Source organism: Streptomyces sp. NPDC090442 (assembly GCF_044769405.1).
Lineage (GTDB): Bacteria > Actinomycetota > Actinomycetes > Streptomycetales > Streptomycetaceae > Streptomyces.
This window is the reverse complement of the sequence record NZ_JBIVXW010000069.1, coordinates 36733-49463: the sequence shown is the minus strand read 5'-3', so window position 1 is coordinate 49463 and position 12731 is coordinate 36733. Positions and strand designations below refer to the sequence as shown.

The window sequence follows — 12731 nt, the reverse complement described above, 5'->3', positions numbered from 1 at the left end:
CCGCAAAGCACGGTGCAGCCCCAACCGCATCAGTCGAACCGTCACCGCCGTTCACACCATCGAGATTGCCTGGCGCTCAGGATGAGAAACCTTCAGTAACCGTCACCGGCTCAACCGCGGCGGCGACCGAGCCGCCAACGCGGAATGATTTCACAGGCCATGTTCTTCCCGCATCGGAATGGACAGAGTGTACCCTTTAGGTCATGGAACAATCGACAACGTTGCGCGCAGAGGTGCGTGCATATATCCAGGAAATAATTAGCGGATCTGTTCGGCCTTACGACGCGGCTTTGGAGATCTCCGCCAGAGCCGGCAGAGAGTGCGTCAGTGAGTCGCCGGATATGTGTTTCAACGAGTTCTTGTTGATCTGGAGCGCCTTGACCGATCGAGTGGAACTTCGGCCAAGCGAGACCGCTGACGCCGAAGCGGACATGATCGCCGCCGGCCGTGAGTGGCTAGAGTCGGAGGGCGACAGCGATCAGGAACGCCGGTATTTTGACCGCTGGATCCATGACAAGCTCGGGTACAGTCGCTCCGATACCTCCGGAAATCCGTAACTCCGTATGCCACGCAAAGAAGGCTGGCGCTTCACTGGAATCCTTTCCGTGAAGCGCCAGCCCCTTAGCGGCCTATATTCATTTCTTCTTAATGGGTAGATGCACCTTTAGGTGCCTCTCTGCCCTGGACTTGGGGTTCGAGGGGAAGATGTCGATCGTGGCGCCACCCGAATCGGACTCGGTACGCCACTGGATCATCGTCTTGTCGTCGGTGATGAAGCGATCGGGGATCTTTTCCCCGCTTCCGGCTACGCGTTTCTGACCCTTGGCCCACTTGTCGAACAAAGTCCGCATTTCATCGGTTGTTTTCACCTCACTGACCGCTGAGACGAAGAGGTGAGGGGGGAACCGTGGGCGAGAGTGCGAAGCATCGCTTCAACTTGCGGTGGGATCGGTGCGGTACGCGGTACCCATGCAACATTCAAAGGGCGGCTGGGCAGGCCAAGGGCCGTGCGGAATTCTCGGATGGCAGCATCCAGCGACTGCAGCGTGTTCGGGGCCGCACCGATGAACGCCTGGATCAGTTCACGATGTTGGGCACCGTGCTGCCGCTCCTCCACGTCCAGACGTACGACGACGGGTGGAATGAGAGCGCGCGTGTAACCCTTCTTTGTGTAAGAGGTGTGGAGTTGACGCAGATGAGAGACGGGGCGCGCTAGGGGGATCTCGTCTTTGAGGACCGCGTTGCTGGCGGTCAATGCGAACGTCGAATCTGGCTTCGACGCTCTTGCCAGCTTCCCGTAGAGGCCCTGGGCACGGTGGATAACACCCGTCTCCGTCAAGACGGCCGTCATCTGGCGAGTCGCCGCGTCATTGCCCAGTCGAAAGCCCACGACCAACGTTGCCACCAGCTCAACTCCCCTCCACCGATGACGCCAAGCTAGCAAAGGGAAGTGCCTTCAAGAGCGGGCTTCGCAAATGCCATAGATGGGTGTGCCGCGGTCGATATGATGGCGTGATGCGCTGAACATCGGTTAGAGCAGGCGGAGATGGTCCCAACCGTCCGGGCCGATGCTGAGCACGAGCAGTCCGGCGGCGGAGACCTCGCCGCTGCGGGCGGTGTACCAGTCGCTTCCGTTGTCGAGGGTCGGCGCCTGGAGGTGAAGGCGGCCGTTGCCGAGCTGCTGGGCGCGGAAGTGGTGGAAGTGGCCTGTAATCAAGACGTCGGCGTCTGCGATGGCCTGACGACCGAAGGTCTGGCCTCTCCACCAGTCCCCAACCTTGTCCGGTCGAGCAGCCTGGTGGCCGTGGGCGAGACCGACTGTGGTGCCCGCGATGTTCAGGCTCACGGTCTCCCGCCACTTCTCGGGGAGCACAAAAGAGACGTGGCCGTAGGCGTCGGGGTTGTGCGCGTATGCGTCGGCAATCTGTGACATCACTTCGATGCCCCAGTCATCGTTGGGCGGGCCGACTGCTTCACGGCCGCGGCGGACCCGACCGTGGTTCGAACCGCACGTTCCGGCGACGACGCGATCAAATCGCTTGGCCAGACGGTCCAGCCCTTCGAAGGTGATCCTCCTGTGGAGGCGGATCATCTCAGTCATGCTCAAGTCATTGGTGTACGCCTGTTGCGCCGTATTCTCGTAGTTCTCGACGCAGTCTCCGGCGTCCATCCAGTACGCAGCCGTGGGTCCCTGTCCGATCGCCTTCAAGTCCCGTATGTGGTCGTCGAGTCGAGCGAACCGATCTGCGACGCGGGCAACCAGTTCCGGGGTGCCACCGTCCCGGCCGACCTTGCCTGCCTGGGCATCGGCGTACACGACGATCAACGCACGCTCAGCGGCGTCTGTGGCAACACGCGGCTTGCGGCGCCGGCGCATCGCGTCGCGCACCAAGGCGTCGACATCGCCCGCGGAAAGCCAGGCAGGTGCGACGGGTTCCACCACATAGCGGCAGCGCCAGACAGGGCGGGTGACCGCATCCTCACCCTGGACATCGCGGTGCCAGGCAGCCGGGTCATGTCTGGCCTCGACGAGGCGCACGCGCCAGCCTTCGGGGACGGCCAGGCCGAGGTCCTCCACACGGGCACGCCAGTCGGCTTCCGCGTTCGGGGGCTGCTCGGTGGCCGGGGTGGTGACCACCATGGTGCCGCCGGATTCGTAGCGCACCCCGGATTCCCAACCGCGGGGCGCGGGCGCAGCGGCGCTCAGGACCTCATTGGCTTGCGACTGCGAGGCCGAGGCCGGCTCAAGCAGCGCTTCCAGGTCGTTGGTCAGGGTCATCGCGCGCACCGGCACCCGTTGGCGGCACCACGGCGGCGGTGGCGCGCCACGGTGGAGGAGGTGATCGCCTTGCCGTGCTGGCTCAGCACTTCGGCGATAGCAGTGGAGGAGATGGTGCGAGTGTCGAGGATGCGGAGCAGTGTGGCCGCGGTTTCCGCGGAGACCGAGGCGAGGACGGAACCGACGCTACACGGCGGACCCTTGCGGGCGGCCGGCGCTGTGGTCAGTGCGTTCAAGTCCGCGGCGAGTCCTACGAGTTCCCTGCTCTTCACCGGCGTTCCTCCGTGTGAGTTCGTGTGTTAGTGGGGAGATGGCGCCGCCCATCTCGGGCGGCGCCTTCCTCGCACGGGGATTAGCCGGGCTGAGTCCAGGTGCCGATCACGAAGGATTCGGGGCGCGGGACCTCCAGGGCGACCCGCTCGTCGGCTCGGAAGGTAATGAGTCCCTTCTCGAAGTTGTCGCTGTTCTCGCTGGAAACGGTGACAGAGACGGACTCGCGATCGTGGAGTTGGGCACCCAACCCGAAGGCGCCGATGAGGAAGTTGTCGTCCGCCATCGCTGTCGTCTCAACCACATCGAGGCGCCAGACACGCTTGGTTGCGCCGACCGCGATCTGCAATGCGACCCTGAATGCCCCCGTCTTGTCCTCCTCGACCTCGACGTGCTCCCACATCGTCGGCGACAGGACGATGCCGGTCGGGTCGTACTCGGCGAGGAGGGCCTTGGTGATCGCGCGCCTGATCTGGACGCTGTACTGGTCGGTGTTGATCCCCTGGTATTGCTGCACGCCAGGGGTGTTGAAGATTCCCGTCAAAGACTGTCCGTCGCCCACGGAGTGCAAAAGGTCCCAGTCTTCTTGGTACTTGACGCCCTCGATCATGCGCGAGTTGATGAAGGTCTTCAGACGCGGCTCGTCTGACAGGATGTTCTTATGCGCATCGAGTAGATGGGCGATCTCGCTGACCGGGTACATCACGGGGACAAGGGAGAGCTTGGACCTCGGCGCTCGGCCCCAGGTATCCGTGTCCGCTCCGGTCGCGGGGCTGGTGCCGTCAGAGCCATAACGCTCCTTCACCTGCTTGGCGTTGTTGGTCCAACCGGTCTCCCGCGCACCGTAGAGCACCGGCTGCTTGGTGCTGCTCTTGGGGAAGAGATCGCGGATATGGAACTTACGGTATTCGCGCTCGGCGATACCCAGGTTCTGAGCGGAGCCGAGAGCCTGGTGCGTGACGTTGCCAGCGCTCAGACTGAAGATGGACTTCCCCTCAATCTCCGCACGGACATAGGGGCGGTCGCGAAATCCTGCCTGAGCAGCGCTCCTGAACGCATCGGATGCGACGAACAAGTCGCCGAGAGACTTGGCCTCCACTTCAGGAGTGCCGGCGCCGTAGAACTGGCCGGCTGCCGACGCCTCCGCCGGCGCGTTCAGGTAAGAGGTCAGCGAGTCGGCGCCCTGCGCAGCATCCACGAGTCCCTTGATCTCCTGGGCTTCGCGGACGACCTTCACATAGGCATCGCGCTGTGCGGTGGAGACGACGAACTTGCCGTCCTCCTCCTTGAAAGTGCTGGCGATGCGGTCAGCTTCTGCCGACTTCTCGGTGAGCTGGGATTGCAGGCTCTTGAGGAGGCTCTTGTCAGCCATGGTGATCTGTCTCCCGATGCTGGGCGTGGCGATGGACATGCGCAGCTCGCCCGGCCAGCACCGGGACGTCCGCAAAGCGCACAGGCATTGGAGAACACCGGCGCAGTTAGCGTCTCGTGCTGGCCTCGGCGGCGGGCTCAGGCACGCAACGCCGTGAGCTGTGCTTTGACGTCATCGACGTCCAACACTGCACGGTCCTCCGGCTGGATCGGGGTGTCAGGCTCCTCGTCCTCGTCGTCCTCATCGGCAGGGCCCCAACTCTCCGGGGCGTCTTCGTCGGCCCACAGATCGACAGGCGGCGTATCCGTGGGCGCGTTGGCGCTGCTTTGCAGTTCTTCATCAGCGTTCGCCGGAACCTCCTCTTCGGGAAGGAGATCGTCATCTCCGGCCTCGTCGTCGGCCGCCGGTGTGTCTTCGCCTTCGCCACTGTCCTCCATGGCTGCGGGCAGCGGAGCCCCCTTCTTCGACATGGCCGCCAGGAGTCGTTCCACGCTGGGCTGGAGCGTGCCGGCCTCGTCTGGGGTGGCGTCGGAGATGCTGATTAGAGCGGTCGCGTCATCGATGGCCTGCGCGGTCGGCTTCAGGAACCGTTCCTGGATCTCCTCGACGTCGTCGGCGTCCCGCGTCTCCCCTTCGACGGGGATGGCGACGGTGGTGAGCTCGACAGGCTGAGGGGCGCCCAGGTCCACGTCGAATCCCTCAACCGTGTAGGGGATGGCGTAGGTGCGGGTTTCGCCGCGGCTGCACACGACGACCACGGCCTGGTCGGGGAAGGTTGCCTCGATCCCGGTGAAGGTGTGCTCGTCGTCGTCGAACAGCGCTCGGGCGGCTTCGGCGATCCGCGTGCGCAGTTGCTCGTAGGAGTACGGCGTGGGCGTGGGCATGGAGGTCTCCGTCTCCAGGGGGAAGGCTTTGGCTTCGAGCACGGCGGCACGGGCGCCTTTGTGCTGTGCGGCGTGGGTGGCGGGGTAGATGCCGAGGGCTTCGTGATGGCGGAGGTTGCAGTAGCCCCGAGCGTCCTTGAGGGACATGTGCCTGCCGGCAAGAGCCACGCATCGGTCGAAGTCCCCTTGGGCACCCCATCCGATGCGGACGGCGCCTTCTCCGTGCGTGTACCAGTCGCGCAGCCGTTCGGCGTTGCCGCGGTCACGGTCTAGTCCGTCGGCTTTGGCCTCCAAGCGCACGGCGGCCGCGGTCTTGGCCTCCAGAGGGGCCTGCGTGGGGGCATCGGTGTCTGCCGGAGGGCCGGACAGCGGGATAGGGGAGCGCTTGTCGCCCTGCACTACGACTACTTCGTCGAACCGCACGCGGATAGGCGGGAACGGAGGTACATCCGGTAGCCGGTAGCCGAGGGTGATGTGGGGGGTGAAGCCGTGGTCCTCGCGGAGGGCGTCTGCGTACGTGCTCAGGCGGAGGGCGTCAGCGATGCGGTTGCGGAGTTCACTTAGGCCGGGCACGTCGACAGGTACCCAGGTGACGCCGCCCTCGCCGGTGTCGGGGAAACGACCGATGCCACCAACGGAGCCTTCGAGGGGGTTGGCGTCGGCCAGGGCATTCCTGACCAGGCTGACGACGTCGTCGGGGTGGGCGCCGAGTTCTGCGGCGTCGCCCAGGTACGCGAGCGTCACGTGCAGGTGCCGTGGGTCGGTGCCGTCCGGTTGGGCGAGGCGTTCGGCAATGTCCCGTGACGGATAGAGAGCGATCATGGCGCCGCTTCCGACGTGCGGCTCGCCATCCTTGTGTTCCAACTGGATGGGAGACCAGGTCGACTTCCGCTCGACGGATCCGTCGGCCGTTGCTTTGACCTCCAACGATCGCGTCATGGGGTGGGCGCCGTGCAAGACCGGGCTGACCTCGTACAAGTCCAGCGTGTGAATGATCCGAACGCCGTCGTGGCGCTTTGAGGCGGCGCCAGCGGGGACCCGGTAGCCGATAGAGAACTGCGCCTCGCCGTACTCGTGCCACTGCTTGACCTGCTCGTACACGTCGCGGCCGCGCTGCGTCCGCAAGTTGCACGCGACGGTGCCGACCAGCGCCCCGGCCTCCTTGGGCCAGGCCGCACCGCCGGGAATCGAGGCAAAGCGACGGTCGCCCGGCTTCCATTCCTCGATGTCGAGGACGATGCCGATCGGGTCCGTCCACTCGTGGTGGAAGACGGTCTTCACCCGACGCGTGGCAAGGGTCTTGGCGAACGCCCCCGGCAAGATGAGGTCATTGACCTCGTCGGTCACGCCGGTCACGGCGAAGATAGCCCGAACGGTGCCGTGGCGAATCGGCGGCTTTCGGGGTGGGCTCGGCACGGCGGGGACCTCCATGGCGCTGGCAGACAACCCGCGCACAGTGCCCCGCCGGAGCCTTAGCGTCCTGCTCTGCCCCTGAGTTGCTGTTCGGCGGCCTGGTGACCGCGCTTCCACACGTGAGCCCGGAAGCGGTCTTCCGGACCCCCGTTGGCGTTGTAGGGGCAGTCGCTGAGGGACTGGCCGGCCGCGGCTGCGCGGTGCCCTTCAGCCGCCACAGTGACGGCAGTTGTGCGATCGAGCGGCACTACATTGCTCCCTTTTTCTTCGGCTTCCTGGCGCCAGGGAACGGCACATCAGGATCGTCGTCCTGGTCGTCCTCTGGGGCGCTTGCCGACTCTCCCACGTCCGGATCGACCGGATCCAAACCGGGACCGTGCCCTGCCTCATCGACGGCCGCCGGCAAACCACCTTCCAGGGCGGGCGCATCGGTCGACGAGCCAGCACCTGGGCCATCGCCGCTCGGGTCGGGCGCCTTGCTGCTTGCCGGCTCTCCGATCCCTGGCGTGCTGTCGGGGGAGTCGTCCCTGCGGGTGAGCCCGGCCCGATGCATCTGCGCCCCGTCCACGTCCAACGCCCAAGCTCTGTCGTCTGAGTAGCGCCAGACCTGTCCCGTCGCGTCCCGTACCCAGCCCGTCAACGTCCCGTCAGATGCTCGGTCCAACCATGCCTCCTCGCCGTCCTGTCCAGCGAAGCGAGCGAATGCATCGGTCGGATCGGTTTCGTCGCCTTCGTCGTACGCATCGCCCGCCCATGGCCGCGCATCGTCCTGAGCAGGTAGCTGAGGCTCATCGGGTTGGGCCACTGCCGTCGCAGGCTCGTCGGGCAGTGCTTTGATCGCATACGCGTAGTGAATCGTCACGCGGGGAGGGTGAAGGCCGCGGCCGCTTTGTGTCCCGGGGAGTGCCGGCTGCCGACTAGCGTGCGGGGGCGATTGTCGGAGCGGGACCAGCGGTGGCGCGGGGAAGGGCCACTCCCCGCGGGTGCAGGGACGACGACAAAATGCGCCTGTCACCCGGAATCTAACCCGCCGACATCGCGCTTCCGGTCACGCCGGGAGGAAGAAAAAATCTCGACTAACTAGAGGCATTTCGACTTCTGTGGGATTCCCTTTATCGAGGCACTAAGATCGACCAGTCCGTCTCCAGCAGATGGTGAACCATCGGAGATTATGACCTCGACAGCAGGGGCACGGCCATAAGTAATCAAAGTCTTCTGACTCTGATTACTCTTTTGTTCCACGAGTACCCAGTCAACGCCGTTTACGTTCATACACGGATCGACGGTGGGCCTGGGAGGCTCCATCCCGCAGCGGAGGACAACCTTCGAATCGCCCCAGACGGCGACTCCCTGAGCCTCTACGCGCCTTCGCTCTTCACCCAGCATTTCGATTGGATATTTCTTTTCTATTTTTACGCAGAGCGGGCTGCTCGCGTTAGGCGCACTTTCGGGAATTTCGACATCCTGCTGGTTCCAACGCAGAAAAATCACTCCCGCGACAATCACAAGAGAGAGGGTCAAGCCAGCTAGAGTTAGCGACCTCCGGGAAATTGCAAAGATCCTCAAGTCGCACCTCTCTGGTTAACCATGCCGACGATTCGTCCTGGAGCGACACGGGCCCGGGATTCGGACACTGCCACGGGCCTGCGCCTGGGACACAGGCAAGCGTTGTCGCGTCACACCCTCCCATGCGGCACTCAGGCTGGTGAGCTCGACCCCTCCGAGGTGGGCACCCCCCAGGCGCCGCCCACCCGCAGGCAGCAGCAGGCGATGGCCTGGCATGAAGTTCCAATGACCCAAAGCGCACAGAACGCCGTCACATGACGCCGGGTCTGGACGCAGCCAACGCGGCCGCACCACCTCGCGTGCACCTGCAATGGATTACGATTTTACGTATACTTTACGCATCATTTGCATATAGTTTTTATAAATATCTACATACTCTACCAATATTTCCGTTTTACACCCTTTACTCGTGATACGTTCACGCGGCCCTAATTTTCAATTCCCCGAAGGGACTCGAAGTGCGTAAGTTGACGAGAGCGCTGACGCTCGCCGGCACCTCGGCCGCCTTGTTCGCCATCTCGGCCGCGCCGGCAAGTGCAGGAAACTGGCAGAACGTCAGGCTGGAGAACGTCTGGAGCTTCCGTTGTCTCGGCGTCGGTAGCGCCTCCGGAAACGGCGCCCCGGCCCTCCAATGGACCTGCAATAGCGCCGCAGACGAACAGTGGACGATCACCCAAAACTCTGCTGGGTACCACACCATCAAGAACAAATACTCTGGCAAGTGCCTCGGAGTCGGCTCCAGCACCGCGAACTCGTCCAATATCATCCAGTGGACTTGTAACGGCGCCTCGGACCAGCAGTGGTATCTGAAGGCCAGCGAAATCAAGAATCGCTACAGCGGCAAGTGCATAGGTGTTGGCGCGAGCAAGGCCAACGGGGCGAATGCGATTCAGTACACCTGTGGAACGGGCAACGATCAGCTGTGGGGTATCTCCTAACCTTCGCTGATCTTCACGTACTGAGGCACTGATCCGAACTCGGGGCGCCATCGAACGCTCGGTCGCGACCCGAGTACGTGCCACACCTGTCGCAACTTGCTTTGCCTCCGGTGACCTCACGTGCAACGTCTGATCGTCTTCCATCCCCCACGGCGCAGGACGACAAGTACTCCCAACGACACTGGACAACGCCAGCACCTCTCGGGCGACCTGGTGGCCATCGTCGCGCTACCTCCGCACAGGCAACCCTCACGTTGGTGTAGCACGAAAGGTACGGATAGGGGGCTCTGAAGCCCGCGCCGCCTAGAGCTTGTCTCCCCGATCTAGCGTCATTCCTGTTCCTGCTCGACCGCGAGGTGCGGTGGCGTCGCTGTGTGGGGGCAATCGAATCGAGGAGCACCAAGGCCCTGGGCGGCAGTTCAGTTGGCGCGATCCGCTATCTCCCGGCTGCGGCCAGCCCACTGGATCACGTACGGCATGGCGACACCGGAGACGACGAAGATGGCGCCCATAAGGAGCCAGCCGGGCGTCCCCCAGGTCACGCAGAGCAGGCCGAGCAGGCTCGGTGCGACGACGTAGCACAGACCCATGCCCATGCCGAACACCCCGGAGTACTGGCCCTGGGCGTGCGCGGGAGCAAGCCGGAACCGGAGTTCCAATGATCCGGCCGCGTGCCACAGCGAGCCCACCGTGTGCACCGCAACGCCGGTCATCATGATCGTCACGGCAGCCCAGCCGGGCACTCCGGAAGCCGTCGCGATGACGGACATGCCGATCAGGAAGGCAAGACCAGCGCGGCGGATGGCCCGTCCGGCGACCGTGCCGCCCTTGATCCCGCGACTGGTCCGTATCTGTAGGAACACCACCATCACGGTGTTGACGGCGATCGCCAGGCCGACGAACCCGCGTGGCGCTTCGGTGTGCAGAACCACCCACAGCGGCAAGGCGTAGGACAGCACCTCGCTTTGGATCCACATGATGCCGTCGAGCACGACGAACGCCACGTACGGCTTGTCCTTCAGCGCGATCCATCGGCCTTCCTCACGCGGGGACGCAAGGGGTTCGAGCTTGGGCAACTTGACCAGGACGGCGGCGCTGACGAGGAACGTCAGCGCGTTGCCGAGGATGAGGGCACGGTAAGCGGTGTCCGTATCGATCTGCACCACCGCGCCGGCTGCCAGCGCACCGAACGTGCTGGCGAGCATGGCCACCGACCGCAGGTAGGAACGGAACTTCGGCACCTCGTCACCGCCGAAGCGACGGATCATCGGGCCACGAGCCGCGCCGCCGGACGACCCGGCGAGGTCGGTCATGGTCACTGCCAGGACGAACGCCCATAACGAGTGGGCGAACAGCAGCGACGTCATGGACAGGGTCTGGATCAGCAGAGTGATCAGAAAGATGTCGCGCGGACCACGGCGGTCGGCGAGGTGCCCTACCGGGATACCTGCGACCAGTCCGACCACCGCTGCGATGCTAAGACCGAGACTGACCTGCCCGATGGACAGGTGGAGCACCCGAAGGGCATACAGCGGCACGGTCGCCAGGAAGGCCGCGGTGCCGAGCTGGTTGACGAAGCCGGCGAGGGCCAGCTTCCGCTGGGGGCCGGACTCCAGCAACAGCCCTCTCTGCACGAGCCAGGACTGGTTTGCGTCACCGATTTCCCCAGAGCTGCGGTCGGTTGACGTGGTGGGAGCTTGACTCACCCTGTACTCCAATATCTGTCGATCGTGCCATGCCGAAATCGGGGCGCGCAGGTAAAGCCGGTGAGCCTCATGACTTCGCGGCGAGGATCACGAGGAAGCGGGGCACTCGCTGAGGGGCTGAAAGATCACGGATGCTCCTTCCCAACTACCCCAGTTCCGGGAGGGTTTGAGAAGCGGCAGTCGTGGAGTATGCCCAGGTGAAGGCCGTGATGAGAAGGCACTTGGTGTTGGGGGAATGTCACAGCGAAACCGGGAATCTGCACACGGCACAACTGGTTATCGGTAGTGGTGCTTCTCTCTCATGGACTCCGGTTATGAGCGGAGCCAGATGAGGAGAGCGGCGGCGGTGACGGTGCCGAGGTATACGTATCCTCGCTTGTCATATCGGGTGGCGACGGCTCTGAATTGCTTGAGCTTTCCGATGGCCCGCTCCACCGTGTTGCGCTCTTTGTATCGGTCTTTGTCGAAGCCCGGAGGCCGTCCGCCGCGTGAACCCCGGCGCAGGCGGGCGGCCTTGTGGTCCTTCTTCTCCGGGATGACGTGCCGGATGCCGCGCTTGCGGAGGTAGGTGCGGATCTTGCGGTTGCTGTACGCCTTGTCGGCGCCCACGCTGTCCGGCGTGCGGCGGGGACGCCCGAGCCCCGTGCGAGGAACGCGGATCTTGTTCATGACCGGTTCGAACTGGGTGCAGTCCGCCCGCTGTCCCGGCGTGATGAGCAGGGACAGCGGGCGGCAGCGGCCTTCCGCGGCAACGTGGATCTTGGTGGTCAGCCCGCCGCGGGAACGGCCGAGGGCCTCGCCTTGCGCACCGCCTCCTCCGGCAGGCACCGTAGGGTGATGTGCACCTGCAGATGAACTGATCTTGATGGTGCCCCTTTTGAGGAACTGGGTGGGCTGGGTGGTGGCTTCTTGGGAGCGCCGGCGGCGTGCTGGTGAGCCCGCACGGAAGTGGAGTCGACGTTGACGTTCCAGTCCAGGTCGCCCTGAGCGTCGGCAGTGGCCTGGACGTGCTGGAGGAGCATCTCCCAGGTGCCGTCGGCTGACCACAGCAAATGCCGTTTGTGGACCGTCTTCCACGGGCCGAAGCGTTCGGGCAGTTCACGCCATTGCATGCCGGTGCCGAGTCGGTGAATGATCCCGTTGATCACCTGCCGGTGATCCCGCCAGCGACCGCATCGGTTGTTGCTCATCGGCAGCAGCGGCTCCAGAACAGTCCACTCGGCGTCAGTCAGATCCCCTCTGCTGAGCATGACCAGAACAACGAGCTACCCGATCGAAGAGACACGTCCTAATCCCGCAGATGTCCGTCGGCGCACAGCTCGATGAACTGAACCTGTGGCTCCAGGACGGCGGGGTCGAGACGCTCCGGTGCCGCCGGAGTGAATCCGACGAGTTCTCCACCAACTGCGCTGCGGCAAGGCCAGAATGCTGATATATCGACGGTCTACACGGTGCTTGCGGACTCCGAGTCCGTGGCTGCAGACGGAGCTGCAGCGCCTGTGCCGTGCGCTGGGCCTGACACCTCTCGGCTGCCCCTCGGCCGTTCTGGGTCGGGGCGATGGCTAGGCACGTTGCTCCACCACACGGCTGTGGCGTCGCAGCAGCCAGAGCACGGCGTGTGGGTCGCCTGGGTCCAGGTCCCGCAGCGGTCCGAGCGGGCCGAGCAGAACCGGCGTTCCGGCGTACTGCTCGACCAGCGCCCGGATCCGAGCTGAGCCGATCACCGGCCGGGCGGCCCGTCCGGTGATTTGCACCTGGTAGGGGCAACCATCGTCCATAACCCCGGTCACCAACATCGTCTTC

The 12731-nt window shown here is 64.3% G+C and carries 12 protein-coding genes and 1 pseudogene; 2 read left to right on the top strand and 11 right to left on the bottom strand.

The window, feature by feature from the left end; genetic code table 11:
• The first annotated feature begins 203 nt into the window (after positions 1–203).
• A complete protein-coding gene (locus ACIQU6_RS34990) occupies positions 204–557 on the top strand; it encodes a hypothetical protein (protein ID WP_403485750.1) in 354 nt (117 codons plus the stop codon).
• Between the two features lie 78 nt (positions 558–635).
• Here the strand turns inward: ACIQU6_RS34990 and ACIQU6_RS34985 are convergent, their stop codons facing one another.
• From ACIQU6_RS34985 to ACIQU6_RS34950, 8 genes are all read right to left on the bottom strand, one after another.
• Positions 636–869, bottom strand: coding sequence for a hypothetical protein (locus ACIQU6_RS34985; RefSeq protein ID WP_403485749.1), 234 nt, complete (start codon positions 867–869; stop codon positions 636–638).
• Positions 866–1405: a hypothetical protein gene (locus ACIQU6_RS34980; RefSeq protein ID WP_403485748.1), complete on the bottom strand. Its 540-nt coding sequence runs from the start codon at positions 1403–1405 to the stop codon at positions 866–868. Before ACIQU6_RS34980 ends, ACIQU6_RS34985 begins: the two co-directional genes overlap by 4 nt.
• A 126-nt stretch (positions 1406–1531) precedes the next feature.
• A complete protein-coding gene (locus ACIQU6_RS34975) occupies positions 1532–2779 on the bottom strand; it encodes a hypothetical protein (RefSeq protein ID WP_403485747.1) in 1248 nt (415 codons plus the stop codon).
• On the bottom strand, positions 2776–3051 hold the full coding sequence (locus tag ACIQU6_RS34970; RefSeq protein ID WP_403485746.1) for a hypothetical protein: 276 nt from the start codon (positions 3049–3051) through the stop codon (positions 2776–2778). The genes ACIQU6_RS34975 and ACIQU6_RS34970 overlap by 4 nt, the downstream gene beginning before the upstream one ends.
• Positions 3052–3131: 80 nt before the next feature.
• The gene (locus ACIQU6_RS34965; protein WP_403485745.1) at positions 3132–4460 is read right to left on the bottom strand and encodes a phage major capsid protein; all 1329 of its coding nucleotides are present in this window, start codon (positions 4458–4460) and stop codon (positions 3132–3134) included.
• 98 nt (positions 4461–4558) lie between these two features.
• A complete protein-coding gene (locus ACIQU6_RS34960) occupies positions 4559–6652 on the bottom strand; it encodes a 2'-5' RNA ligase family protein (RefSeq protein WP_403485744.1) in 2094 nt (697 codons plus the stop codon).
• Between the two features lie 313 nt (positions 6653–6965).
• Positions 6966–7580 (bottom strand): hypothetical protein, encoded by a 615-nt coding sequence (locus tag ACIQU6_RS34955; protein WP_403485743.1) that lies wholly within the window; start codon positions 7578–7580, stop codon positions 6966–6968.
• Between the two features lie 218 nt (positions 7581–7798).
• The gene (locus tag ACIQU6_RS34950; protein ID WP_403485742.1) at positions 7799–8239 is read right to left on the bottom strand and encodes a DUF3515 domain-containing protein; all 441 of its coding nucleotides are present in this window, start codon (positions 8237–8239) and stop codon (positions 7799–7801) included.
• 503 nt (positions 8240–8742) lie between these two features.
• Here ACIQU6_RS34950 and ACIQU6_RS34945 point away from each other — a divergent pair.
• Positions 8743–9222, top strand: a complete 480-nt coding sequence (locus ACIQU6_RS34945) for an RICIN domain-containing protein (protein ID WP_403485741.1) — start codon at positions 8743–8745, stop codon at positions 9220–9222.
• A 419-nt stretch (positions 9223–9641) separates the two neighbouring features.
• On the opposite strand, the gene ACIQU6_RS34940 is transcribed toward ACIQU6_RS34945, so the two are convergent.
• The 3 genes and pseudogenes from ACIQU6_RS34940 to ACIQU6_RS34930 all read right to left on the bottom strand — a co-directional run bounded on the left by ACIQU6_RS34940 (position 9642) and on the right by ACIQU6_RS34930 (position 12724).
• Entirely contained in the window at positions 9642–10841 is a 1200-nt protein-coding gene (locus ACIQU6_RS34940; protein ID WP_403485740.1) for an MFS transporter, read from the bottom strand.
• A gap of 399 nt (positions 10842–11240) precedes the next feature.
• Positions 11241–12178: pseudogene (locus ACIQU6_RS34935) on the bottom strand (IS5 family transposase).
• Positions 12179–12490: 312 nt separating this feature from the next.
• Positions 12491–12724 (bottom strand): hypothetical protein, encoded by a 234-nt coding sequence (locus tag ACIQU6_RS34930; protein ID WP_403485739.1) that lies wholly within the window; start codon positions 12722–12724, stop codon positions 12491–12493.
• Positions 12725–12731 lie beyond the last annotated feature (7 nt).